This window comes from Kitasatospora sp. NPDC088134, from assembly GCF_044741705.1.
Taxonomy (GTDB): Bacteria; Actinomycetota; Actinomycetes; order Streptomycetales; family Streptomycetaceae; genus Kitasatospora.
In genome coordinates this window covers 626,410-649,286 of sequence record NZ_JBIUTD010000001.1, presented here as the reverse complement: position 1 = coordinate 649,286, position 22,877 = coordinate 626,410, and the positions used below count along the sequence as shown (strand labels likewise).

The window sequence follows — 22,877 nt, the reverse complement described above, 5'->3', positions numbered from 1 at the left end:
TGCCGCCGCCGGCCGGGGGGTCCCCGCCTGGGGGGCGGGTCCCCCGGCTTTTCGGTGCAGAGCATACCCCCCCCGGGGCGGGGGCCCCCCCCACCCCCCCCCCCCCCCCCCCCCACGCCAGGGTTTTCCCTGAAGAGCACGGCCCGACATCCCCACCGAACCGTCGGAGCGGTAGCTGCGAAAGGAAGCCGAGATGACCACCACGCCCGAGAACAACATCGCTCGCATGCGCGCCGCGTACCAGGCTCTGGAGAACGGCGAGTTGGACACCGCCGCCGGAATGCTCACGGACGACTTCATCGCCAACGTTCCCGGCGCCCCGGAACCCCTCGCCGGACGTGAGATCCGGCTCCACGGCGCCCGTGGGATGAAGGAGGCGTTCCCCGACCTCACGATCAACGTCCAGACATCTTCGGCGTCGACGACAAGGTGACCGTTCTGGTCCACTTCGAGGCAACACACCGGGGCGCGTTCCAGCAGATCGAGGCCACCGGCCAGCGGGTCGGCTACCGCAGTGTGGAGGTCTACCGCTTCCTCGACTGAACCCGGTGGTTCTGGGGCCCGACGGCGGCTCCGATCCCATGAGATCCGATGGCGGATGACGACAGGGGTAGACGACAGGGATAGATGACACCCAAAGTCCGATGCGGCGGCAGAAGCGGGGAAACAGCGTGGCCAATCTCGTCTACAAGCGGGTGTCGACCGACCAGTAGTCCACCGGCCGCCAGGACCTCGTCCTCGCCGAGGCCGATATCGAGGACCCGGTCCTCTTCGAGGAAGACCCGGGGACATTCAGCCGCCTCCACCCGCTCCATCGGCCCAAGTTCGGCGAACTGCTCACCTGCGCGCGGCCGGGCGACACGGTGCACATCTCCGAGATGTTCCGCCTCGTGCGCGGCAACCAGCACATCCTCGACATCCTCGACGTCCTCGAAGTCCTCCACCGCGACCGGCTCGCCCTGCGCATCCACGACGGCGCGTTCCCCGCCATGGACCTCACCCGCCCGCCACCCGCGTACCGGCGAGCTGCTGTCCCCCGTGAAGTTCATGGTGCAGACCCTCGCCGCCGCCGGCGAACTCCAACGCGACCTCCAGCGTGAGCTGACCTACGACGGACTGCGCGCCGCCGAGGCCAAGGGCGACAAGGGCGGACGCCGCCCCGCGGTGACGGCCGCGAAGACCGACGACGTACGCACCGCGTACGTGGAGGGCCGCTCGATCGCCGCCCTCGCCCGCGACCACGGCGTGAGCCGCGGCGCGATCCGCACGGCCGTTGCCGGCCTCCTGCCGGAGCATGTCTCCGCGGCCGAAGAGGGTCCGGCGCCGGAGCTGCCGGTCACCCTCGACATGCCGGGCCAGGTCGCCGAATTCCTCCGCTCCGCCGAGCTGGACCCCGTCGAGCGGGCCGCGCTCGACCAGGGTGTGACCGTGCGGCGGGGCCAGGGCTTCACCCTGCGCGTGACCGCTGTCCCCTCCCTGCACCGCCAGTTCCTCGCCCGCTGCCGGCCGCTCGACGGCAGCCACGGCCTCCCCGCAGTCCCGGCTCAGCGCAAGGCCCGCCGCGAGGACGAGAACCGAGTCAGCACCCTCACGCCGAGAGGACGGCCCCGGGCTGCACCTGGTCGGCCACAACTCCGCCGTCCCGGTCGAGCACGCCCTGCGCCTGCTCACCGCCTTCGCCGCCGACCAGCTCTGCTGCGAACTCCCCGACCCGGTGTCCGAGCCTTGAACGCCCGGACGGCCCGTCAGGCCGTCAGGTGCGCGTACACGACGGTGTTGGAGTCGTAGCCGGTGCGCCGGTCGTAGTGGCCGCCGCAGGTGATGACCCGGAGTTCGGCGCGCCCGGTGGGGGCGTACACCTCGGCGGGGAAGGCGGACTTGGGGTAGGAGCGGACGGCGTCGACGGTGAAGGTCGCGGTGCGGCGGTCCTGCCGGGTGACGGTGATGGTCAGGCCGGGGCGCAGCAGGCCGAGCCGGTAGAGGACGCCGGGGCCGTGCCGGTCGTCGACGTGGCCGACGACCACGGCGGTGCCGTCCGCGCCGGGGGTGGGGGCGTCCCGGTACCAGCCGACCAGGTCGGGGCGGCCGATCGGCGGGGTGCCGAGGGCGCCGTGCTCGTCCAGGCCGAGCGGCACGAAGGAGGCGTCGACGGCGATCGACGGGATGCGCAGCCGGCGCGGTTCGGACGGGGCGAGCGCGGGGGCGGCGGGGGCGGCGGACGGGGCGGTCGGCGCGGCGGCCCCGGTCGGAGCGGCGGTGGGCGGGGCGTAGGTCGCGGACGGCGGTGGCGGGGAGGGGGGCTGGGCGGTCGTCAGCCCGTCGTGGACCAGCCACGCCCCGCACAGCAGCGCGACGGCAGCGGCGCCGGCCCGGAGCGGGCCGGCGCCGCGGGAGCGCCTACGGCGTGCGGGGAAGGTCAACGCCGCGAACGGTTGCGGGTCCGGCGCACCAGCAGCCAGGCGACCCCGGCGATCAGCGCACCGCCGACGGCCACCTCGGCCGGGTTGGTGCCGTGCGAGGCACCGCCCGCGCCCGCCGCGACCCCGCCCTGCGGCGTCCGCCCCGGCACGGAGGGGGTGGCCGAACCGCCGGGCCCGTTGCTGCTCCCACCGGACGGCGAGGCCGAGGCGGACGGCGACGGGGAGCTACCGGGGTTGCCGCCGCCCACGGGGGACGGCGAGCCGCTGGGCGTGGGGCAGTCGGCCATGAACACCTTGTGCTTGGCGGCGCCGTGCTCGCCCTCGAAGTTCCAGAACAGCTCGTAGTGGCCGTCGGGCAGTTGGGGCGTCACCGTGGGGGTGTAGCCGTGACCGCCGCTCAGCGTGATCTCCCCGGACCGCACGTTGGGGGTGTTGCCGGTCGGCGGCTGCTGGTCGATGTGCCAGGTGACCTTCTGCACGGTGTCGAAGTTGAAGGCGTCGAGGTAGAAGCTGCAGACCTTCGGTTCGTCGTTCTGGTCCTCGGTCGAGGTACCGGTCCTGTGGATCTTCACGTCGCCGTTGTCGCCGGGCGCGGCGTGCGCCGCACCGGTCAGGAAGGCCAGCGGCAGGACGACACCGGTCAGCACGGTGGCCGAGCGGAGACGGTGGGGGGCATGGGCACTCCGGAAGGGGGGCGGGTAGTCGGCCGGCACCGCGCCGACCACCCCACAGAGGGTCCTCGGGTCCTCCTGACGGCCTATCACAACACTCCGGGCTGATAAAACGTTTCCCCCTTACGGCCCAACGGTCGGCCGGTCACCGCCTGCGGCGCGGCCGCAGGCGCTCGCCGCGGGCCAGCCGGCGCAGCTTCGAGAAGCGGGTGAAGCGGTCGCGGCCGGCCACCGCGGCCCGGTCCAGCTCCTCCATCAGGCGGCGGCCGCGGTGCTCCAGGTCGAGTTCGTCGAGGATGCGGTCGACCTCGGCGAGCAGCGCGCCGTGCAGCTGCCAGGCCTCGGGGTGCTGCTGGACCCGGTGCAGCAGCAGTTGGGCGACGTTCTCGCGGCAGGACCAGGCGGCGGCGAGCTCGGCGGCGAGCCGCTGCTCGGCCTCCTCGGCGTTGCGGCTGACCTGGGTGGTGACCAGCACCGCGAAGCTGACCAGCGCACTGCCGACGTGGCCGAGCAGTTCCTCCAGGGCGACCGCGACGTCCCCGGTGAACAGGTGCTCGCCGGGGGCGCGGCGCTTGGCGAGGTCGGTGAACGAGCGGGCGATGACCCGGATCACCACCACGCAGATCTCCAGGGTGTCCAGGCCGGTGCGCAGCACCAGCCGGGACAGCAGGCCCTCGCTGATCCGCGGGTTGAGCCGCAGGCTGTCCTCGGCCTGCCGCAGCGCCGCGTCGACCTGGGCGATCGCCTGGTCGAGTCGCCGGGCCTCGTGCAGGCGTTCGGCGGCCCGTTCGACGGGGACGGGGCGGTCGACCTGTTCGGCGAGGTCGAGCAGCAGCTGCCGGGCCCGGCGGGCCAGGTCCTCGATCGACTCGCCGGCGGTGTCGACCCAGACCGGGGCGGCGAACACCAGGTTGAACAGCAGGCCGACGGCGGCGCCGATCAGGGTCTCCAGGACCCGGTCCCAGGCCTGCGAGGTGACCTGGGAGACGCCGAGGATCAGCATCGCGCTGATCGCCACCTCCTGGACGAACTCGTCGACCCGGACGAACCGCCCGATCACCAGCGAGGCCAGGATGATCAGCCCGAGGCTCCACCAGGACAGGCCGACCACGGTGGAGAAGCCGATCGCGATCAGCACGCCGACCACCACCGAGTTGACCCGCCGGACGCTGGTGGTGAGCGTCGAGTACACCGTCACCTGCACGACCAGCAGCGCGGTCAGCGGGGCGGTCAGCGGCACCGGCTCGCTGCTCAGCCAGGTCGCCACCACGTACGCGAGGGTCGCCGCGACCGTGGCCCGCACCGTCTGCACGGTGAACGGGTCCCTGGCACCGCGGCGCACCGCCGCCGCCACCGCATCCGGAACAAAGCGCATGCGGCCCTTCTTTCCACGTCGGAGCCGCTCACACCGCCGCCGACCCGCGGCGTTGCGCCGAACGGTGTGCCCACCGGGGCGGTCGGCAGGGCCGGGGGAGGGGAGGCCGGTCCCGGAACCGAAGGGCACGAAGCGCTGCGGGCCGAGGGGTGTGGGGCGGGTCGGGCCGGCGCGGCCGTTCCTGTCGCCGCGCGGCGCGCCGACCTGGCCGCACCCACCTCTTGGCCGGCCGCCCGAAACCCCGCCCCGGCCGCAGCAGGATCGTCCCGGGCGGCCCGGGCGGCCCGGGTCAAGGGGCCAGCGCCGCAGTGACCTCGGACAGGCGGTCCGCCGACAGGGCGAAGGCGTTCGCGGGGTTGCGGAACGAGTAGTCGCCGTCGTTGATCAGTCGACCGTCACCGGTGGCGGTCCACCGTGTCGGGCCGCAGGGGCCTTGATCCGCCAGCAGGGCCGCCGCGAGTCGCTCGGGGTCCTCCACCGCGGTTCGCGCGCGCAGCGCCGCTGCGAGGCGGGCAGCGGCCGTACCGGGTGCGGCCGCGTCCGCGAAGGCGGGCAGCAGGAGCAGGAGGCGACTGTGCGGGTCGGTGGTGGAGCCGCCGGCCGCACCGTTGTCGGCAGCTGCTGTCAGCTCGGACCAGGACAGTCCGGGACCCATGAAGTGGCCGTCGTCCTGGGCGAGCAGTGCGGCCCGGTCCCAGCCGGGGCGGTGCAGGAGGTAGTCGGTGCCCGTGTCCTCCTCAAGGGTGCGGTGGACGACGTGCATGCGGCCTGCCCTGACCGGGACGGTGAAGGCGGGCCAGTCCGTGCGCCCGAGGATTCGGCCGTGGAAGTCCTCGGCGGCTTCGTGGTCCGCACCGAACAGGAGCTCCTCGGTCTCCTCGCTCTGCGCGCACGAGCTGAGGTGGCCCAGCCAGAACAGGGGCTCGTCCAACAGTTCGGGAAGGTGGGCCAGAGGGCCGCCTTCGTAGCCGGGGATCCGGCCGGGGTGCGTGTCTGCGCTGTACGTCACGCCGCCCATCGTGCCGCCGGCCACTGTCAGGGACGGAGGCGGGCCGAGTGGCGGGAGCCGTGCTCGCCGGAGAGCTGTCGCAACCGCGCGTGATTCTTGCAGGACGGGCCCCGGCCGGAGGCTCGAAATCGCCCCGTTCGCCCCGGACGCGCCCGGAAGCGGCCCGCTTGGACGGCACCCGCCCGGTCCCCGAACATCGGACTCCCGGCCGCTCACGCCGCCGGACCGACACGCCTCCGGGCCGCGCGACTCGACGCCCCGGCCTGCGAGGGCAACCGTGCGCACCGCGTCCCGTCCCGTCCGGAGACCCGATCAGATGAGCCGCTCCCCGCTGCCGCCCGCGCTGCTGGCCTGGGCCGCGGAACGCCTGCCCGGCCCGGTCGGGGTCGCGGACTGCTCCTGGCCGCGGGCCACCTCCCGGGTGTGGCGTCTTGACGGCCCCGACGGCACCGCCGCGTACCTCAAGATCAGCCCGGACGAACGGGCGTACGACCGCGAGACGGCCGGATACGCTTACGCCGCCCGCGTCCTGACGCAGGGGCAGTCGCCGCGGCTGCTGGCCGCCGATCCGCTGCTGCGCGCGCTGCTCACCTCGGCGCTGCCCGGCCGCGTCGTGCGCGATCTGCCACTGGAACGGGGCGCGGAAGTGCGGCTGCACGAGGACGCCGGACGGCTGCTGCGGCGCTGGCACGACCACTCCGGCACCGGGATCGCCGCCGACCGGCAGGCGGTGCGCGAGGCGATGGAGGCCCGCGCCCGGGAGGCGGACGAGTGCCGCACCGCCCTCGCGGGGCAGGTGCCGGGCGAGGTGCTCGCCCTTGTCGCCGACGCGGCCGCCGAGATCCCCGGCCTGACCGACCGGCTGCCGCTGCGCTTCCTGCACGGCGACTACGCGACCCGCAACTGGCTCGTCGACACCGTCGGCGGCCGGCACGGCCTGATCGACTTCGAACAGGCCCGCTACGGCGTGGTCGTGGAGGAGTTCGTGTGGCTGTTCGGGGCGCTCTGGCCCACCCGCCCCGACCTGCGCGACGCCTTCTTCACCGGCTACGGCCGCCCGCTCGACGGAGTGGAGGAGCGGCTGCTGGTGCTGCTGACCGTCCGGCTCGGCGCCTCCTACCTCCGCACCGGCCTGCGCGAGGGCCGCGAGGACCTCCAGCAGCGCGGTCGGCTCGCCCTGACCCGCACCGCCGCCCACCCGGCCGGCCGCCCGAACCGCACCGGCCGCCACCGCGCCGACTGACGCCCCCTCGGCCCCCTCGGCTCACGCCGCGAGGGCCGCCACCACCCGGTCCGCCAGCTCGTCGACCGTCAGTTCGGCGTCGAGGCGGACCGTTCCGGCCGGGAGGGACTCGGCGGCGGCCGCGCTCGCGGCGATCCGGTCCCGGCACCAGCTGCGGACCTTCTCGTCGCGGGCCGGGTCGTCCGGGAAGAAGCTGCGGCCGTCGATCCGGGCGCGCAGGACCGGTTCGGGCAGGTCGAGGAAGAAGTGCCGCAGGTCGGCGCCGGCCGCGGCGAGGCCGCCGAAGACCTCCGCCCGGTAACCGGGGTGGACCAGGGTCATCGGGACCAGCAGGGGCCGCCGGTACTCGGTGAGCAGGCCGGTGGCGAGCGACACCACCTGGGAGCGCCACAGCGGCAGGTCCTGGAAGTCCCCCGTCGGCACCGGCACCACCTCGCGCAGCAGGTAGCCGACCGTCTCCGGGTCGAACACCAGCGCCTCGGGCAGCCGGCCCCGCAACTCCTCGACCAGCGTGGACTTCCCGCTGCCGAACGCACCGTTCACCCAGACGATCATCCTCGCCCCTCCCTCCGTCCGGTTCCGTTCCGGAGGGGAGCACGCGGCGGGCCGGGGCCCCGGTTCCGCGGAACCGGGGCCGGGAGCGGTGGGCCTGGGGCGGTGGGGCCGGGGGCGGTGGGGCGTCAGCCGGTGTAGGGGGTGCCGCCCGCGAAGTCGGCGGCGAAGGCGCTCTCGACGCCGTTCAGGACGTCGGGGTCGTCGACGATCAGGCCGAGTTCGCGGTTGTGGTTCAGCGAGTTGTCGGAGAAGTTCTCCGACCCGGCGAACACCCGGGCGCCCGCGGTGCCGTAGTCGGCGGTGACGGTCTTGGCGTGCACGTACAGGCCGTTGACGCCGTCGTAGGTCACCACGCGGCCGCCGGCGGCCAGCACCTGGTCGAACTGGCTGCCGTACGAGGACGGGTTCATGCCGACCACCCGGACGGCCACGCCGCGCCCGGCGGCCGCCGCGACGGCGTTCACCAGGGCGGTGTCGCCGAACTCCAACTGCTCGACGTCCAGGGAGTGCCGGGCGCCGTTGATGAGTGCCAGCAGGCGGGTCTGCGAGTCGGTGGGCGACCAGACCAGGTGGTCGCCGTCGGTCGGGGTGACGGCGGTCCGCGCGTAGTCGGCGGCGAAGACCCGCTCGATCGCGGCCACGTCCGCCGGGTCGGTGTCGAAGACCCCGAAGTCGCGGTCGTTGGCGTAGTAGCCGGCGTCCAGGTTGCCGGTCATCACCAGCGAGCGGGCCGCGTCCACGGTGATCGTCTTCTGGTGGGTGTAGACGTAGGCGGAGGAGGAGTACACCACGCCCGCGCCGGCCGCCTTCAGGGCGTTGTACGCCGAGGAGTTGACCGAGGTGTGCGCGCCGTCCAGGACCACCCGGACCTTCACGCCCGCCTTCTGCCGGTTCACCAGCGCGCTGACGGCCGCGGTGTCGCGCAGCTCGTACATGGTGACGTCCACCGAGGAGGTGGCGGAGGAGATGAACGCGTAGACGGCGCTGTGGTCCTGGTCGGGGAAGGTCAGCAGCGCGTACCCGTTCGCGGCCTGCGCGGCGGGCCCGCACAGCGCGGTGAGCGCGGTGGCGGCGGCGGTGGCGAGGGCGGCGAACAGGACGGCGGGGCGACGCGAACGGCGGCCGGGCATCGGGATTCTCCCTGCGGTGACAGCGGGCGGCGATGCCAACTCCCGTATTTTTGCCGGGAATTGACCTGGCGAGGAGCGGTCTGTCGGTGCTGCGGGAGGAGTGTCGGGGCGCCGCCCCACGGGAGTGCGCCGGGCGGATGACGCGGACATGAACCGTCTGCGCGGACCTCGTGCCCGCCCGCCGGTCCCCCCGCCCCGGCCGGCCCGCAGCGCCCCTGGTCGTCCGCCGATCACCCTCCAGTAGGCTGACGCCGCCGGAGACGGGGGAGGCGACGGCCCGGGGGAGCGGTCGTTCGCACCCGGGGCGCCCGCACCCGCGTCGTTCGCACCCGCCACGGGGACCGGCGCACGGGGACGAGCACGAAGGACAGCACAGCAGTGGACAGCGGCCAGGGCACCGGCGCCCACCTCGCGGACGGCACGACCGCCACCACCGGCCCGGGGGCGGGCGGTTGGCACTACCTGCTCGACGACGGCCTCGACCCGGCCGGACGCCACCCCGTGCACGCCGTGCGCGGCAGCCGCCCGCCCGGCCCGGACACCCCGTACCGGCCCAACCCGCGCCACGGCCGCCCGCTGCCCGACCCCGTCCCCGCCGACGCCCCGGCCCCCGGCCTGCCGCCGCTGGACGCCGGCCGCCGCCCGGCCGGCCGCGCCCTGCTGGCCTGGCTGGAGGACGCCCGGGCGCCCCGGCTGTGCCGGCTCTCCGGCTCCTCCGGCAGCGGCCGCACCCACCTGCTGACCTGGCTGGCCGCCGCCTGCCCGCCCGACCACCCGCGCCCCGGCCGCCGGGTCCACGCCCTGCTGGACGCCGAGGGCCTGACGGTCAGTTCCGCCACCGCGCGCCTCGCCGACCTGCTCGGCCTCACCGCCGGCGACCCCGCCGACCTGCTCGAAGCGCTCCAGGACGGCACCCCGCGCACCGTCGTGGTCACCGACCTCGACCGGGCCGGCGGCCCCCGCCTCCCCGACGCCCCCGAGCAGCTGGCCCGCGACCTGCTCGTCCCGCTGCTGTCGGTGCCCTGGCTGCTGCTGGTCGTCGAGGCCGCCGACGGCCCCGCCGCCGAGCTGCTCACCGCCGCCGCCCCCACCGGCGCCGTCCTCGACCTCGACCACCCGCAGTGGACCGACCCGGCCCAGTACGCCGCCTGGTGCGCCCGCCTGCCCGGCCACCCCGTCGACCCCGACGCCACCCACCCCAGCCCCGCGCTCGCCCAGCTCGCGGCCCGCACCCCCGGCGCCGAGCCCGACCCGGCGCTGCCGCCCGCCGACCGCGCCGCCGCCCTCGCCGACATTTGGTGGCAGGCCCTGCCCGGGGCCGAACGCGGCGCCCTCACCGCGCTGGCCGGCGCCGACGGCCCGCTCAGCACCGAACTCTGGGCCACCCTCCCCGGTGCCGGCGGCGAGGCCGTCGTGCACGCCGCGGCCGCCCTGCTGCCCCCGCCGCCGATCGCCGACCGCTGGCGGCTGCGCCCCGCCGAACTCGCCCACCGGGTCGCTGCCGGGAGCCTGCCCGTCGACCACCCCGCGATGGTGTGGGAGGTGGCCGGGGGCATCCCGGTCCGCCCCGACGGCGGCCCCGACCTCGCCGCCAGCGACCCCGAACGCCTCGCCCTGCTGCTGCGGCACGCCTCCGCCGCCGACCCCGCCAGCCCGCTGCTGGACGAGATCGACCTGCTGCTGCACGCCGAACCCGCCACCGTCACCGCCGCGTTCCGGCGCGCCGAGGAGGCCGGCGTCCCGCCCACCGCGCTCGCCACGGCCTGGCGGCTGGCCGCCCCCGACCGGTCCGCGCTGGCCCGCCCCGTCGACCGCGCCGCCGTCCTGCACGCCCACCTGACCGGCCGCGACGAGACCGCCGCCGCGCACTGCGCCGCCCTCGCCGAGGCCCGCTGGCACACCGTCTGGAGCCACCCGGCGCCCGGCCCGTGCGCCGTCGCCCCCGGCACCGGCCCGTCGGCCGGCCGCCTGCTGCTCGCCGACGGCACCCGGTTGCACCTGGTCGACCCCGCCACCGGCCGCCCCGCCGCCACCGGGCCGGTGCTCCCCGCCGTCCCGCTGGCGGAGCGTCACCCGCGCGCGCTGGCGGCCGTCCCGTCCGGCGGCGCCGTCCTGCTGAACGCCTCCGGCGAGCTGCGCCCGGTCGCGGCGGGCGGCCCGGCCGACCTCCCGCCCGAGGTGCCGGCGCTCCTGGCGGGCTGCACCGCCGTCGCCGCCCACCAGGACGTGCTGGTCACCGGCCGCGCCGACGGCCTCACCCACTGCACGGTGCTCGCCACCGGCGCCGCCCACCGCCCGGACGCCCCGCTGCACGAGGGCCCCGTCACCGCCGTCGGCGCGGCCGCGGCGGACGGCGGCACGCTGGTGGCCAGCGGCGGCGAGGACGGCCGGGTGTGGACCTGGATGCCCGGCCGCCCCCCGCTGTCCGCCCCCGTCGACCGGCGCCCGTACCCCGTCACCGCCGTCGCCCTCGGCAGCACCCCCGAGGGCCTGCTGCTCGCCGCGGCCTGGTCCGACGGCCTGCTGCGGCTGCGCCGCTGGGGCGAGCGGCACCGCGGCGCGGACCTGCGGCTCGGCGGCCCGGTCCGCTCGCTGGCCGTCACCCCCGAGGGCCTGGTGGCGGTGGCGCTGCCGGAGGCGGTGCTGGCGGTCGCCCTGACCGGCTGACGTTGAAACCGCCGCAGATCTTCAATATCTTCAACAAAAGACTTCGGTATTCACCATTTCCAGTCGCCGGGTGATCGAGTTTGACCATCCGAAGGCAGTCGGCGTCAACGCGGCCGCCGCTCCTTCCCCGTAACAGATGAATCCCCCGGGAATCCCCATCCGACCGGAAATGAGGAACCGATGCCTGAATACCGTGGCGCGGTCGACCAGGTGGAGAAGGAGTGCGCCGCCCTCGCCGGGCTGCCCGCCTCCCAGCGACTGACCGAACTCGAACGACTCTGCCGCCGCGCCGAGAAGGTCCTCGGCCGGGCCGTCCTGGACACCGCCAGCGAGGTCTACGAACAGGGCGGCGACGCCGACCTGCGCCGCTCGCCGTACGCCTACGGCTACCTGCGCCGCTCCCTCGGCTTCCGCTTCGAGCACCGAATGGACGGCTGACCGTTGTACACCTACCTGTGCCGGACCCGCTGGGGCGACATGGACGCCTTCGGCCACGTCAACAACCTCAAGGTCCTGCAGTACGTCCAGGAGGCCGTCTACTGCCTGCTCTACGACGACACCGACGGCCAGGAGCTGTTCGAGGACGGTTTCATGATCGCCCGTCATGAGATCGACTACCGCTCGCCGCTCTACCACTGCCCCACCCCGCTGCCCGTGCAGATCTGGGTGGAACGCCTCGGCCGCGCCTCCATCAGCACCACCTGCGAGGCTCGCCGCCGCGGCCAGATGGTGTTCCAGGCCCGCACCGTCACGGTGGCGACCGACGCCCGGACCAGGCGCAGCCGCCCCCTGCGCGAGCTCGAACGCCGGCACCTCAACCGCTACCGGGTCCGTCCCACCGGCCCCGTCGCCCCCGTCGGCCGGGTGCCCGTCCGCTCGACCACCCGCTCCCGGGTGCCCGTCCTCGGCGAACGGGCCTCCTGACCGTCCGGGACGCCCCCTCCCGCCGCGACGCCGCCGGCCGGCCCGCCGGGCACCCCTCCCGGGCCCGGGCCGGCCCCGTCCGGCCGCTCCGAGGACGACATGGCCACCAGCGCGTAGTACGACGGATCGTTCATACGACCATTGACCACCCGCCGCCGAGTGCGGCCAAGCACCCTCGCCGGGCCACCACCCGCTTGCCGCCGGGCCGGCCCCGCGCCGCCCGACCCACCCGACCCCGCGCTACCCGCCCAGCCGGGCGAACCGGCCCTCCAGCCGGGACAGCCGAAGCGCCGTCGCCGGCGAGCGCAGCGCGTCCTGCCGCTCGCGGAAGCTCGCGTACGCGCGCCGCGCCTGGTGGATGTTGCCCGCGTCCAGCTCCAGGTGCGCCAGCTGCAGCAGCGACACCCCGATCGTCCGGTGCTCCTCCGGCGGCCGGGCCCGCAGCGAGGCCCGCAGGTACGACAGCGACAGCTCGGTGGACCGCAGCGAGCGGTGCACCTGGGCCGCCTGGTACAGCAGCGCCGGCTCCGGGTACTGCTGCGGGCCGCCGTCCGCCGCCGCCCGCCCCGCCCAGTGCTGCGCGCCCTCCAGGTGCCGCAGCGCCGCCGCGGCCTGCCGCAGCCGGGCCGCCGCCACCGCCTGCTGGGCCTGCACGAACGCCCGCACCCCCGGCGCCGCGTCGGCCGGCAGGTGCGCCGCCGCGGCGTCCGCCAGCCGGGCCGCGTACGCCTGGTGGCCGAGCGCCCCCGCCTGGGTGGACTGGTCGCGCAGCGCCATCGCCTGGCCCGGCCCGTCCTGCGCCTCGGCGGCCAGCCGGTAGGCGAAGCGGTAGTGCCGCTGCGCCTCGCCGTGCCGGTTGTCGTCGGTGTACGTGCGCCCCACCAGGCGGACCAACTGGGCCGCCGCAGACAGCAGTTCGTCGTGCCGGGGCCCGCTCGCCGAGGACTTCAGCCAGGGCAGCACCTGGTCGCGCAGGTAGCCCAGCAGCAGGCTGCGGGCGACCGCCCCGCCGTACCCGTCGTAGTGCCGGGCCCCGAAGGCCGTGGTCTCCCGCACCGCCTCCACCTGTCGCGCGCCGACCCGCTGGCCGCCCGCCGCTGCCGTCCGCGCGTGCGGGGCGGCGGGCCGGGGCAGCGCCGGGCCCGGGACCGGCGGGCGCGGCGCGGGCAGCACCCGGATGCGGAACAGCGGGGGCCGGCAGCCCTCCTCCTCCGGCCGGGGCGGACCCGGCCGGGCGTGCAGCCGGCCCAGCTCCGCCAAGGCGTCCGCCGACTCCGGCGCGGGCTCCTCCGGCGGCCCGGGATCCACCGGCAGCAGGCCGAGCTCGCTCCGGGATACCGGGCGGCCCAGCCGCCGGGCGAACGCCTCCTCCAGCAGCTGCGGGCCCGGCGGCCGGGGCTGGGTGCCGGACAGCCAGTGCGCCACCGTCGTCCGGTCGTAGCCCACGCTGAAACCGCTCTCCCGGGCGACCTTCTGCAGGGCCGAGGCCAGGGCGGGACCGTTCCACCCGGCGTCCGCCATGCAGGCGCGCAGCGCGACGTTGGGCCCACGGACGTGCGGCATCGGCAACTCCTCAGCAACTCCTCGCACGGACCTCCGAAGTGTTTCGGCCCCAGAATAATCATCCGGGGCCGACGGTGAAAACCGATTGACGCGAACGCCGCCCGGCGCGGGCCGGGCGGCGGGAAAAGGGGCCGACCATTCCACTCCGCCGGGAATACGATGATCGGCAGGAATGCCGGTCCTATTCTTCGGTCCTATTCTTTCCGGCCCTTGCGCTCCTTCCGTTCCTTCCGGTCCAGCCGGCCCGACCAGTCGTCCCGCTCGTGCCCGGCCGGGGCGTCGCCCAGCAGGCGGCGCAGCAGCGTCTCGGTGTCCAGGAAGTGGTGCTCGGTGCCCGGCGGCACCACCCGGTGGCTCAGCCGCAGGAAGTCGCGCACCGGCGCGGCCGGGGTGTGCAGGACGGCGGTCTGCCCGGGCGTGCTGAGCGCGATCGCCAGCAGCTCCGGGTCCGCGCTCGACCGGCGGATCGTCACGTCGCCGACCCCCGCCCAGCCGTCCATCCCCTCGGCGAGCAGGTCCCGGGCGAACAGCCAGGTGATCGGCTCCTCCAGGTCGGCGTGGCAGTCCAGGTGCACGGCGAACGGGTCGGCCCGGTGGTAGCGCAGCCGGGCCGGTACCGAGACCCGCAGCCCCGGGCACGGGGCGACGGTGACGTCCAGCAGCAGGACGCAGTCGGGCTCCTCGGCGCGCTGCAACCAGGTGTGCGGGGTGTTCTGGTGGGTCACCGGGCCTCCCTCGGGCGTACGACGGACGGGATGGGGCGGGCGGATGCGGACCCGGACCCGGGCACGGGTCCCGGCATGGGCGCGGACGCCGGTGTGGCGGGTGCGGCGGGCATGGCGGGTGCGGGCGCAGGGGCCGGTGCGGGAGCCGGGACCGGTGCGGGAGCCGGGGTCGGGTCCTGGGGCCGGTCCTGGACCCGCGGGCGTTCGGGTTCGGGGCCGGGCCCGGGGGTGCGTTCGGGGTCGGGCGGCGGGAGCGGGGAGAACGGGTCCGGCGCCGGGCGGGCGGCGAACCGGGGCGGGGTGGCCAGCCGGGACCACTCGTGGTCCCGGCGTCCGGGCACGGTGCGGCCCGACTGGTGCCACAGCGTCACCAATTTGGCGTAAATGGGAGCCTGCTGAATCGTTTCGTCACGGACGCCCGTTGGGGCCCAGGGGTCGGCACTCACGTTCGGTCATAACGACCGAACCCAGGGGCGGTCACGGCACTCGTCCGTCCGCCGCGCCGGACGGGCGCGATCGCGCCGCGAACGCCTCCCCGCGCACCCCCGGCGGGGCCGCCGACGGGCCGTCACCGGGCCGCTGCCGACGGGGTGCCGGGGCGGGACCGGCCGTCGGTTCGTCACCCGTCGCCGCTGCTGGACGTCACCCCCGTGGCACGTCACCCGCTCCGTCGCGCGTCACCCGTTCCGGTGTCCGTCACCCGTTGCGGCGTCCGGGCGCCCGGGTGTCCGTGCGTCCGGACCGTGAGCGAGACGGCCAGGGCCCGGGCCCGGTCGAAGGCGCGGACCGGGTCGCGCATCGAGGTCCAGGGGTGGGCGCCGCACCACGGGCCGATCAGGCGGAACTGCTCCAGCGCCAGGTCGGGGCGGCCGCTGAGCAGCGCGAAGTGCGCCAGCAGGTGGCGCAGCAGCGGGAGCCGGTCGTCCGCCGGGGGGAGGTCCGCGAGGGCCGCGGCCACCTTCGGCAGCAGGGCCCGGCGCCGCCGGACGCCCGGCAGCCCGGCCGGGCCGTGCCGCCGCTCCAGCAGGTACAGCGCCTGCAGGTACAGGCCGGGCAGCGGCGAGCCGGCGGGGGCGGTGCGCACCGCGCGCTCGGCGAAGCGCAGCATCCGGCGGTCGCTGCCGTGCCACTCGGCGCTCAGGTGGCGCAGCGCCTGCCCGTGCCCGGCCGCGTGGTGCGGGGCCCGCGCCGTCACCTCGCCCCACAGCGCGCGGAACCGGCGCCGCGACAGCCGGGCGCCGCGGGCCGCCGTCACCAGCACCACCCACGGGCCGGGATCCTCCGGATCGAGTTCGGCGGCCTGCTGGGCGATCTCGCGGGCGGCCGACAGCTGGGCCCGGAACGCGGTCCACCGGTCCGGCGGGACCTCGGCGTCCCGCCCGCCGCCGCGCGCCTCCCAGGCCCGCTGCACCAGCAGCCGGGCCTGCACCGTCGCCGCGGCCGCCCCTTCCACCCCGGACGCCCGCCACCGGGTCAGCCACTCGTCGCGCTCGGCGGCCACCCGGGTCAGCAGGTCGAGCCGGGACCAGCGCTCGTCCCAGTCCCGCCCGGCCGCCGTCACGTACGCCGCCGCGGCCCGCCAACCGCCCGCCAGGCAGGAGTCCGCCAGCGCCTCCAACTCCTTGCGCCGCAACAGCCGCATCGGCGGCCCGGCCCGCCCCGGATCGAGCTCCGCGGACCGCACCAACCCGTACGCCTCCGGATCGAACGCCCCGGGCGCCGTCGCCCGCCCGAGCTCCGCCCGGCGCCGGGCACTCCACTGCTGCCACTGTGTCAACAGGGCCATCAGCAGGGCGAGTCCGAACACCAGAACGGAGGTCATGCGGAGAATGATCTCCCACCCCGGACCCTCCGCGTACCCGATCGCGGGTCGCTGCCGCCCCGGCCGGGAGGGTTCACGGGGTCGGAGCGGGAACCCGCCGCCGGGAGAGCGTCAGCCGCCGCCGTTCCAGGTCGAGGCCGAGGACGACGACCGGGACTTCCTCGCCCACCCGGACCACGTCCCCCGGCGTCCGCACGGGCGGCGGGGCGAGCTCGTCGAGAGGGACCAACCCTTGGACCCCGTCGGCCACTTCGACAAAAGCGCCGAACGGAACCAGCCGGGTGACCGCTCCGCGCAGCGTCCGACCCACCGCGAGGCCGTCGGCGAAGACCCGGAAGGGATCCGGCTGCAGCGCCCGCAGGGACAGCCGGGCTTCCTCGTTCCAGGTGTCGTACTGGAGGAACTCGCAGGAGACGCGCTCCCCGACCCGCACGACGTCCGAAGCCGCTTCGAAACGCCGCCAGGAGAGTTCGGGGAGCGTGATGAATCCGACGCCGGGAAAGAGCGGATGCCCGGGGCCGTCGTCCAGCGCCACGAACACGCCGAACGACTCGATCGCCGCGATCGTGCCGGAGAGCACCTCACCGTGGCGGAGCCGTTCCAGGAACGCCCGGAGTTCCGGATTCCCGACGGCGGAAGGCGAATCCGGCGGCACCGCCGCCCCGCTGCGGAGGTCACCGGTGCGGATCGCCGGCACCGGGTTCCGCCCGGCCCGACCGTCCGACGCTTCGTCCATCCCGACAGCCTTTCACGAGGGCCGGCGAATTCCTCGGCCGGCACTGCCGCTGCGCCTCCCCGCACTGCGGCACTAGACTCGCGGGAATGACCGCTGCCCCGTCCTCCGGCCCCGTCCTGGTTCTGCCGTCCGATCCCGGGTGGGTTCGGCTCGGCGCGGGGGTGGTGGGCGAACTGGTCGGTGTGTTCGGGGAGTCGGCGTTGTTCGTCGACCACATCGGGAGTACCGCGATTCCCGGGATGGCGGCCAAGCCGGTGCTCGATCTGCAGGTCGCCGTCGCGGATCTCGCCGAGGCCGAGCGGCGGTTCGCGGGGCCGCTCGCGGAGCTCGGGTTCGACGGGCTTCCGTACCGGTACGACCACGTTCCGGCCGGGGTGGACGACGATCCCGAGCGGTGGGCGAAGCGTTTCTGGCGGCGGCGCGGGCACCCGGCCGGGCCGGACTGCAATCTGCACGTGCGGGTGGCGGGCGGGCCCAACACCCGGCTCGCGCTGCTGTTCCGGGACTGGTTCCGCCACCATCCGGAGGCGGTGCCCGCCTACGCCCGGTTCAAGTCGCTGCTGGCGGACGCCGTGCCGGACCTCGACGGCTACGCGGACGTCAAGGACCCGGTGGTCGACCTGGTGATCGCCGTCGCCGAACCCTGGGCCGCCGCCACCGGCTGGGCGCCGCATGCCCGTTGAGGACGACGCCGCCGGGTACCGGTACGCCCCGGCCGACAGCCTGCCCGGCCTGATCGAGCGCGGGCGCGGCCTCGGCGCCCTGCGGGCCCGGGAGGAACGGGCGGAGGCCCGCGACGCGGTGCTGAACTGTCTGCGGACGGACACCCGCTGGCACCGCAGGCCCGGCTCCCGGCACCACTACCTCGCCGACCTGGTGCGGGAGTTGGCGCTGCCGATCGACCTCCCGATCGCCCTGCTCGACGCCGGGCAGCAGGACAACTGGCGTTCCCACGGCCTGCTGGCCGTCCTCGCCCGGACCGGCTCGGCCGAGGCCCGGGCGGCGCTGCTGCGCTACGTGCGCAGCGGCCACCACTGGTGGCAGGACGTGCTGGACACCGTGGCCGGCGAGTGGCCGGTCCCGTGGTGGGACGGCCTCCGGGCGGACGCGCTGCGGCTGCTCGCAGGTGCCGAACCCGAGCACCCCGGCTCCGCCTGCTGGGCGCACTGGGGGACGGCCGCCCCCGTGGTGCGCCGGGAGCCCGGACCGTACTCGCCCCCCGACGCCGCCCTGCTGCTCGCCGAGATCACCGACCCGAAGACTTCGGACATCGGCCGGATGATCCTGGTGCGCGCACTGGCCGGCGGGCCGCCCGTGCCGGAACTCCTGCCGCTGGTGCCGCAGTTGTCGAGCGTCGAGCGGGGCGGAACGGAGCTGCGGGCGCTGCCGTACCTCGACGGTGAGGTGAAACGGCTCGGCCCGCTCGCCCTCGCCCCGGCCCGCGAGTGGGCGGCGTCCGGCGAACCCTGGCTGGCGGCCTTCGGCCTCGACGTCCTGGCGGACCTCGGCACCGCCGCCGATCTCCCGCTGCTGCTCGCCGAGTTGGACCGCCGCTGGACCGCCCGCCGCTGGGACGTCCCGGACCGGCTGGCCGACGGCCTGGCCCGGCTCGGCCCGGCCGCTGCGGAGGCCGCCCCGCTGCTGCAGCTGTTCTGGTCCGAGACCCCGCACTCGCTCGAACGCCCGTCCTATCTGCGGGCGTTGACCGCCGTCGCCCCCGCGACCGCCGCCCCGCTGCTGACCGAATCGCTCTGGGACTGCGAACGCCGAGCCCGCCTGCACGCCCTGGAATGCGCCCCGGACGCCCCGGAACTAAGCGCCAGGGCAGCCGAGTTGCGCGACAGCCCGGTGGAACACCCCGAGGTCCGGGCGGCCGCCGCCCGGCGCTGAGGGCAAGGGCGCGGAAACCCGGTCGCGGCGGACGGGCCGATCGGGCATCGTCGTGGCCCGTGACGGCCCACGAGGACGGATACCGGTACGCCCCGGCCGACAGCCCGGCCGGCCTGATCGAACGCGGCCGGGGGCTGGGCGCACTGCGGGCCCGGGGGGAGCCGGCGGCGGCCCGCGCGGCGGTGCTGGACTGCCTGCGGACGGACACCCGCTGGGACTGGCAGGTTGACCAGCGGCACCACTACCTCGCCCACCTGGTCCGGGAGTTGGCGCTGCCGATCGACCTCCCGGTCACCCTGCTCGACGGCACCGACCAGGACAACTGGCGCTCCCACGGACTGCTGGCCGTCCTCGCCCGGACCGGCTCGACCGAGGCCCGGGCGGCGCTGCGCCGCTACGTCCGTCGCGGCGGCGAGTGGTGGCAGGGCGTGCTGGACACCGTGGCCGACGAGTGGCCGACCCCGTGGTGGGACGATCTCCGGGCGGACGCGCTGCGGCTGCTGGCGGGCGCCGAACCCGAGCACCCCGACTCCGCCTGCTGGCCGCACTGGGGCCTGGCGGTTCCGGCCGCCCCGCCCCCGCCCCGTCCCGCGCGGGCGCCCGCCGAACCCGCCGCGCTACTCGCCGTACTGGCCGACCCCGACGCCCCGCGCCGCGACCGGGCGGCCGCCCTGCGCTCCCTCGGCGACGGGCCGGGTGCGCCTGAACTGCTGCCCCTGGTACCGCAGTTGTGGACCTGCTACCCGGGCTCCCCGGACTCCTTCCCGCTGCCGCACCTCGGCCGCGCGCTCGAACGGCTCGGCCCGCTCGCGCTCGCCCCGGCCCGGGAGTGGGTGGCGTCCGGCGCACCCTGGCTGGCGGGCCTCGGCCTCGGCGTGCTGGCCGGGCACGGCACCGCCGCCGATCTCCCGTTGCTGCTCGCCGACTTGGCCCGCAGCTGGGCCGACCGCCGGTGGTGTGCCCTGGACTGGCTGGCCGACGGCCTGTCCCGTTTCGGCCCGGCCGCCGGGGAGGCCGCCCCGCTGCTGCACCTGTTCTGGTCCGAGACCCCGCACTCCTACGAACGCCTGTCCTACCTGCGGGCGTTGACCGCCATCGCCCCGGCCTCCACCGCCCCGCTGCTGCACGAGGCCCTGTGGGACTGCGAGTCGAACGTCCGCCGGTTCGCGCTGGAACACGCCCCGGACGGCCCCGAACTGCTCTCCCGTGCCGCCGAGTTGCGCGACAGCCCGGTGGAGCCGCCCGAAGTCCGGGCGGCGGCCGCGCGGCGGGCGGGGTGAGGGTGGGGTGAGGGCGGGGACGCCGACGGGCAGCCGCGGCGGGGGGCCGCGGCTGCCCGGGGTGGGGGTCAGCGGGTCAGAACTGGGTGGAGACGGTGACGCCGGAGAAGTCGGTGACCGCGTAGAGGCTCAGGTAGCGGTAGCCGGCGGTCGGGTTGGTGACCGTGATGGTCTGGGAGGTGCCGGAGAGGGTCGAGGAGGCGGTGAAGGCGCTCTGCGAGGCCCAGGTGCTGTCGTTGTAGTACAGGTACGCGGTGCCGGTGCCGCCGCTGGTGGAGATCTTCAGGGTGGTGGTGCCGGCGGGCAGGTAGACGTACAGGTAGTCGGTGTTGCCGGCGGTCCGGGCGCGGCCGGTGCGCCGGCAGTTCTGGCCCATCGCGTCGGTGCGCTGGTCGGTGCAGGTCGGCAGGGTGGTGCCGGTCCCGGTGCCGACCGTGACGGTGACCGAGGACGGGGTCGCGGTGGAGCGGCCGGTCGAGTCGGTGACGGTCAGCGCGACGGTGTAGGTGCCGGCGGCGGCGTAGCTGTGCGAGGGGTTGCGCTCGTCGGAGGAGGTGCCGTCACCGAAGGTCCAGTGCCAGGCGGTGAGCTGCGCGGGGGAGTTGGTGACCACGGAGCGGTCGGTCAGGGTGACGGTCGGGCCGTTCACGGCCTGGTCGAAGAGCGCGGTCGGGCCGGTGGCGAAGCAGGCGCCGGCGTTGCACCGGGTCAGCCAGGCGTCGAAGTCGGCGTCGTAGGAGGTGCCGAGGCCGTTGTAGACCGCGTAGCCGCCCTGGTAGTCGCCGGCCCGGAAGTGGTTGAGCATGTTGTACACGTCGGCCGGGTGCTTCTCGAACATGTAGCGGACGGCCAGGTAGCCCCACGGGTAGACCCGGGTGGAGTCCGAATTGCCGTACGTGTTCTGGAAGATGGTGCTGAGCTTGTAGGTGTGCTTGCCGGCCTCGGTCATCGCCTGGGTGTCGGTCACCCCGCGGTAGGAGTACGACTCGTACTCGGCGACGCCCTCGATCCACCAGATGTCCGGGACGGAGGTCTCGGTGGTGAAGTTGCCCTTCATGTCGTAGATGTTGTCGAGGTAGTGCGTGTACTCGTGGGTGAGGTTCCAGATGTTGCCCGGGAAGTCGTCGTTCCACGACTTCTGGTACATCACGCAGACCGGCTTGTTGTTCGGGTCGGTGACGTCCATGACGGTCTGGCCGCCGTTGTCGGTGGAGTTGTTGTAGATCGCCCAGGAGTAGTTCTTGTAGTCCGCGGCGCTGGCGAACACCGGCATGGTGACGGTCTTGCCGTACTGGTTCGGGACCGGCCCGCTGTCCTTGACCATGGTGTGGAAGTAGGTGTCCTCGCCGCGCAGGTGCTCGCACACCGGCTGGAGCTGGGCCACCGTCAGCGCCTGGGCGCGCAGGGTGCGGTTGTCGCAGACCAGGACGTTCGGCAGCACCGTGTCGGCGAGCTTGGTCGGCAGGTCGCAGATGCCGTAGTACGAGCACTGGCCGGCGTCGAACTGGTTGGCCTGGTAGGCGGTGTGGACGTACAGCGGGCCGGTGTCGCCGAGGATCTGGGTGGTGTCCAGGATCTGCTTGATCAGCGGCTTGGCGGCGGTTTCGGCGGCGGTGGAGGCGCCGGCCATCCGGGACAGGTCGTTGCCCGCGTTGACGTCCAGGAAGGCGTTCGCGGTGCCCAGCAGGTCGCGGTGGTTCAGCGCGAAGGTGCCGACCGCGGTGACCACGCTGCTGTCGGCGGCGACCGCGTTGACGAAGTCCGGGTTCCAGTTGCCGCGCCACAGCGGGGCGAACAGCACCGCGTTGACGGCGTTGACCATCTTCGGCGTGGCGTTGTAGCCGTTGTTGTACGAGCCCAGCACCTGCTTGTAGGTGTTCAGGTAGCTCGCCTGGACGTTGGCGCTGTCGGTCAGCACCAGCACGTCGTACAGCACCACGCCGTTCGCGTCGGTGACGTCCTTCCACCGGGTGCCGGCGAAGTACGCGTCGAGGCCGGCCTTGGTGGCGGTGGTCAGCGAGGCGTCGTAGCTGCCGACCGCGCCCGCGTTGTAGGACTGCACGTAGTAGCCGGCCCGCAGGAACTGCACCAGTTGCAGGATGCCGGAGTTGTTGGTGCCGTCGTAGCTCGCCGCCAGCGTCTTGAAGGCGCCCGCGACGGTGAGCATGTTGGCCTGCTTGAAGATCGCGCCGGCGTCGGTGCCGGTCACGTTGTACAGGGTGCCGATGCAGGTGGTGCTGGACGCCTCGACGAAGTCGACCAGGCTCGCGCCGCTGCGGCTGCCGAAGTCGCCGTAGGTGCAGCTCTGCGCGGCCGCCGCGGCCGCGGGGCCGGAGGAGGGAGCCGCCTTGGCGCTCTTGGCGGTCAGGCCCTGCCTGGCGGCCGGGCGGGGGGTGGTCTGGACGGCGGTGCCGGCGGGCTGGCCCATCTGGACCTGGCCGAGCAGCGCGGGCGGCAGCGGGGCGGCCACCGCGGTGTGGGTGTCGGGCGCCGCCTCGACGATCGGGCCGAGCGGCTTGGGCACCGCCCCGCCGGGAGCGGCGGCGTGCTGCCCGCCGGACGCGGTGGCCGCCGCGGCGGCCTCGGACCGTCCGCCGGTGGCCGCGAAGGCCGGGGCCGGCAGCAGGGTGGCCGCCGTGGCGCAGCCGGCCAGCAGACCGGCCGTCAGCACGGGAAGGGGTATGCGCAGGCGCACTTCTTCTCCTGTGGGGGAGCTCACTGAGCATCAGATGGGGGGAGTTGACGCGTCTGCATCCTGGCACTGTCGACAGGGTCAGAACAATGTCACAGGTCATATGACATTTCATCGGGGCGGCATAACACCGACGGGAATGCCTTGGCCCGGACCCGGGTCCGACCCCCAGTCC

20 protein-coding genes and 1 pseudogene are annotated in these 22,877 nt (G+C 75.1%); 9 read left to right on the top strand and 12 right to left on the bottom strand.

Going from position 1 to position 22,877, the window contains the following annotated elements; translation table 11 throughout:
- The first annotated feature begins 193 nt into the window (after nt 1–193).
- Nucleotides 194–543: pseudogene (locus tag ACIOHG_RS02680) on the top strand (ester cyclase).
- Here ACIOHG_RS02680 and ACIOHG_RS02675 read toward each other — a convergent pair.
- Nucleotides 525–1,049, bottom strand: coding sequence for a hypothetical protein (locus ACIOHG_RS02675; protein WP_400944493.1), 525 nt, complete (start codon nt 1,047–1,049; stop codon nt 525–527). The pseudogene ACIOHG_RS02680 and the gene ACIOHG_RS02675 overlap by 19 nt on opposite strands.
- Between ACIOHG_RS02675 and ACIOHG_RS02670 the strand changes: the two genes are divergently transcribed.
- Complete coding sequence (locus tag ACIOHG_RS02670) at nt 1,039–1,788, top strand: hypothetical protein (protein WP_400944491.1); 750 nt, start codon at nt 1,039–1,041, stop codon at nt 1,786–1,788. The two genes, ACIOHG_RS02675 and ACIOHG_RS02670, sit on opposite strands and share 11 nt — an antisense overlap.
- Here the strand turns inward: ACIOHG_RS02670 and ACIOHG_RS02665 are convergent.
- The 4 genes from ACIOHG_RS02665 to ACIOHG_RS02650 all read right to left on the bottom strand — a co-directional run bounded on the left by ACIOHG_RS02665 (nt 1,746) and on the right by ACIOHG_RS02650 (nt 5,475).
- Nucleotides 1,746–2,420, bottom strand: coding sequence for a class F sortase (locus ACIOHG_RS02665; RefSeq protein WP_400944489.1), 675 nt, complete (start codon nt 2,418–2,420; stop codon nt 1,746–1,748). The two genes, ACIOHG_RS02670 and ACIOHG_RS02665, sit on opposite strands and share 43 nt — an antisense overlap.
- The gene (locus ACIOHG_RS02660) at nt 2,417–3,067 is read right to left on the bottom strand and encodes a hypothetical protein (RefSeq protein WP_400944487.1); all 651 of its coding nucleotides are present in this window, start codon (nt 3,065–3,067) and stop codon (nt 2,417–2,419) included. Before ACIOHG_RS02660 ends, ACIOHG_RS02665 begins: the two co-directional genes overlap by 4 nt.
- A gap of 169 nt (nt 3,068–3,236) precedes the next feature.
- Nucleotides 3,237–4,466, bottom strand: a complete 1,230-nt coding sequence (locus ACIOHG_RS02655) for an aromatic acid exporter family protein (protein ID WP_400944485.1) — start codon at nt 4,464–4,466, stop codon at nt 3,237–3,239.
- Between the two features lie 289 nt (nt 4,467–4,755).
- The gene (locus ACIOHG_RS02650) at nt 4,756–5,475 is read right to left on the bottom strand and encodes a hypothetical protein (protein ID WP_400944483.1); all 720 of its coding nucleotides are present in this window, start codon (nt 5,473–5,475) and stop codon (nt 4,756–4,758) included.
- 316 nt (nt 5,476–5,791) lie between these two features.
- Here ACIOHG_RS02650 and ACIOHG_RS02645 point away from each other — a divergent pair, with 316 nt between their 5' ends.
- Nucleotides 5,792–6,718 (top strand): aminoglycoside phosphotransferase family protein, encoded by a 927-nt coding sequence (locus ACIOHG_RS02645; RefSeq protein WP_400944481.1) that lies wholly within the window; start codon nt 5,792–5,794, stop codon nt 6,716–6,718.
- Between the two features lie 21 nt (nt 6,719–6,739).
- On the opposite strand, the gene ACIOHG_RS02640 is transcribed toward ACIOHG_RS02645, so the two are convergent.
- Both ACIOHG_RS02640 and ACIOHG_RS02635 read right to left on the bottom strand, forming a co-directional pair.
- Nucleotides 6,740–7,273: an AAA family ATPase gene (locus ACIOHG_RS02640; RefSeq protein ID WP_400944479.1), complete on the bottom strand. Its 534-nt coding sequence runs from the start codon at nt 7,271–7,273 to the stop codon at nt 6,740–6,742.
- 125 nt (nt 7,274–7,398) lie between these two features.
- Nucleotides 7,399–8,403, bottom strand: coding sequence for a phosphatidylserine/phosphatidylglycerophosphate/cardiolipin synthase family protein (locus ACIOHG_RS02635; protein ID WP_400944477.1), 1,005 nt, complete (start codon nt 8,401–8,403; stop codon nt 7,399–7,401).
- 378 nt (nt 8,404–8,781) lie between these two features.
- Here ACIOHG_RS02635 and ACIOHG_RS02630 point away from each other — a divergent pair, with 378 nt between their 5' ends.
- The 3 genes from ACIOHG_RS02630 to ACIOHG_RS02620 all read left to right on the top strand — a co-directional run bounded on the left by ACIOHG_RS02630 (nt 8,782) and on the right by ACIOHG_RS02620 (nt 11,994).
- On the top strand, nt 8,782–11,070 hold the full coding sequence (locus ACIOHG_RS02630) for a hypothetical protein (protein ID WP_400944475.1): 2,289 nt from the start codon (nt 8,782–8,784) through the stop codon (nt 11,068–11,070).
- A 180-nt stretch (nt 11,071–11,250) separates the two neighbouring features.
- Nucleotides 11,251–11,508: a hypothetical protein gene (locus ACIOHG_RS02625; RefSeq protein ID WP_400944473.1), complete on the top strand. Its 258-nt coding sequence runs from the start codon at nt 11,251–11,253 to the stop codon at nt 11,506–11,508.
- Nucleotides 11,509–11,511: 3 nt separating this feature from the next.
- Nucleotides 11,512–11,994: an acyl-CoA thioesterase gene (locus ACIOHG_RS02620; protein WP_400704040.1), complete on the top strand. Its 483-nt coding sequence runs from the start codon at nt 11,512–11,514 to the stop codon at nt 11,992–11,994.
- A 240-nt stretch (nt 11,995–12,234) separates the two neighbouring features.
- Here ACIOHG_RS02620 and ACIOHG_RS02615 read toward each other — a convergent pair whose 3' ends face one another.
- The 4 genes from ACIOHG_RS02615 to ACIOHG_RS02600 all read right to left on the bottom strand — a co-directional run bounded on the left by ACIOHG_RS02615 (nt 12,235) and on the right by ACIOHG_RS02600 (nt 16,840).
- Nucleotides 12,235–13,557, bottom strand: coding sequence for a hypothetical protein (locus ACIOHG_RS02615; protein WP_400944471.1), 1,323 nt, complete (start codon nt 13,555–13,557; stop codon nt 12,235–12,237).
- Nucleotides 13,558–13,751: 194 nt separating this feature from the next.
- The gene (locus ACIOHG_RS02610; RefSeq protein ID WP_400944469.1) at nt 13,752–14,282 is read right to left on the bottom strand and encodes an SsgA family sporulation/cell division regulator; all 531 of its coding nucleotides are present in this window, start codon (nt 14,280–14,282) and stop codon (nt 13,752–13,754) included.
- 658 nt (nt 14,283–14,940) lie between these two features.
- Nucleotides 14,941–16,104, bottom strand: a complete 1,164-nt coding sequence (locus ACIOHG_RS02605) for a hypothetical protein (protein ID WP_400944467.1) — start codon at nt 16,102–16,104, stop codon at nt 14,941–14,943.
- Between the two features lie 73 nt (nt 16,105–16,177).
- Complete coding sequence (locus ACIOHG_RS02600) at nt 16,178–16,840, bottom strand: S1 RNA-binding domain-containing protein (RefSeq protein WP_400944465.1); 663 nt, start codon at nt 16,838–16,840, stop codon at nt 16,178–16,180.
- Nucleotides 16,841–16,926: 86 nt separating this feature from the next.
- Between ACIOHG_RS02600 and ACIOHG_RS02595 the strand changes: the two genes are divergently transcribed.
- The 3 genes from ACIOHG_RS02595 to ACIOHG_RS02585 are packed head-to-tail and all read left to right on the top strand — an operon-like array spanning nt 16,927 to nt 20,010.
- Nucleotides 16,927–17,523: a GrpB family protein gene (locus ACIOHG_RS02595; protein WP_400944463.1), complete on the top strand. Its 597-nt coding sequence runs from the start codon at nt 16,927–16,929 to the stop codon at nt 17,521–17,523.
- Nucleotides 17,513–18,730 (top strand): hypothetical protein, encoded by a 1,218-nt coding sequence (locus ACIOHG_RS02590; RefSeq protein WP_400944461.1) that lies wholly within the window; start codon nt 17,513–17,515, stop codon nt 18,728–18,730. The genes ACIOHG_RS02595 and ACIOHG_RS02590 overlap by 11 nt, the downstream gene beginning before the upstream one ends.
- A gap of 59 nt (nt 18,731–18,789) precedes the next feature.
- The gene (locus ACIOHG_RS02585; RefSeq protein ID WP_400944459.1) at nt 18,790–20,010 is read left to right on the top strand and encodes a hypothetical protein; all 1,221 of its coding nucleotides are present in this window, start codon (nt 18,790–18,792) and stop codon (nt 20,008–20,010) included.
- 76 nt (nt 20,011–20,086) lie between these two features.
- Here the strand turns inward: ACIOHG_RS02585 and ACIOHG_RS02580 are convergent, their stop codons facing one another.
- Nucleotides 20,087–22,705, bottom strand: a complete 2,619-nt coding sequence (locus tag ACIOHG_RS02580) for a collagenase (RefSeq protein WP_400944457.1) — start codon at nt 22,703–22,705, stop codon at nt 20,087–20,089.
- Nucleotides 22,706–22,877 lie beyond the last annotated feature (172 nt).

Bases quoted from the DNA above. Each gene is read 5' to 3' on its own strand.
- ACIOHG_RS02675 (WP_400944493.1), bottom strand. From the start codon at position 1,049: ATGAACTTCACGGGGGACAGCAGCTCGCCGGTACGCGGGTGGCGGGCG.
- ACIOHG_RS02655 (WP_400944485.1), bottom strand. From the start codon at position 4,466: ATGCGCTTTGTTCCGGATGCGGTGGCGGCGGCGGTGCGCCGCGGTGCC.
- ACIOHG_RS02645 (WP_400944481.1), top strand. From the start codon at position 5,792: ATGAGCCGCTCCCCGCTGCCGCCCGCGCTGCTGGCCTGGGCCGCGGAA.
- ACIOHG_RS02640 (WP_400944479.1), bottom strand. From the start codon at position 7,273: ATGATCGTCTGGGTGAACGGTGCGTTCGGCAGCGGGAAGTCCACGCTG.
- ACIOHG_RS02635 (WP_400944477.1), bottom strand. From the start codon at position 8,403: ATGCCCGGCCGCCGTTCGCGTCGCCCCGCCGTCCTGTTCGCCGCCCTC.
- ACIOHG_RS02625 (WP_400944473.1), top strand. From the start codon at position 11,251: ATGCCTGAATACCGTGGCGCGGTCGACCAGGTGGAGAAGGAGTGCGCC.
- ACIOHG_RS02615 (WP_400944471.1), bottom strand. From the start codon at position 13,557: ATGCCGCACGTCCGTGGGCCCAACGTCGCGCTGCGCGCCTGCATGGCG.
- ACIOHG_RS02605 (WP_400944467.1), bottom strand. From the start codon at position 16,104: ATGACCTCCGTTCTGGTGTTCGGACTCGCCCTGCTGATGGCCCTGTTG.
- ACIOHG_RS02600 (WP_400944465.1), bottom strand. From the start codon at position 16,840: ATGGACGAAGCGTCGGACGGTCGGGCCGGGCGGAACCCGGTGCCGGCG.
- ACIOHG_RS02595 (WP_400944463.1), top strand. From the start codon at position 16,927: ATGACCGCTGCCCCGTCCTCCGGCCCCGTCCTGGTTCTGCCGTCCGAT.
- ACIOHG_RS02590 (WP_400944461.1), top strand. From the start codon at position 17,513: ATGCCCGTTGAGGACGACGCCGCCGGGTACCGGTACGCCCCGGCCGAC.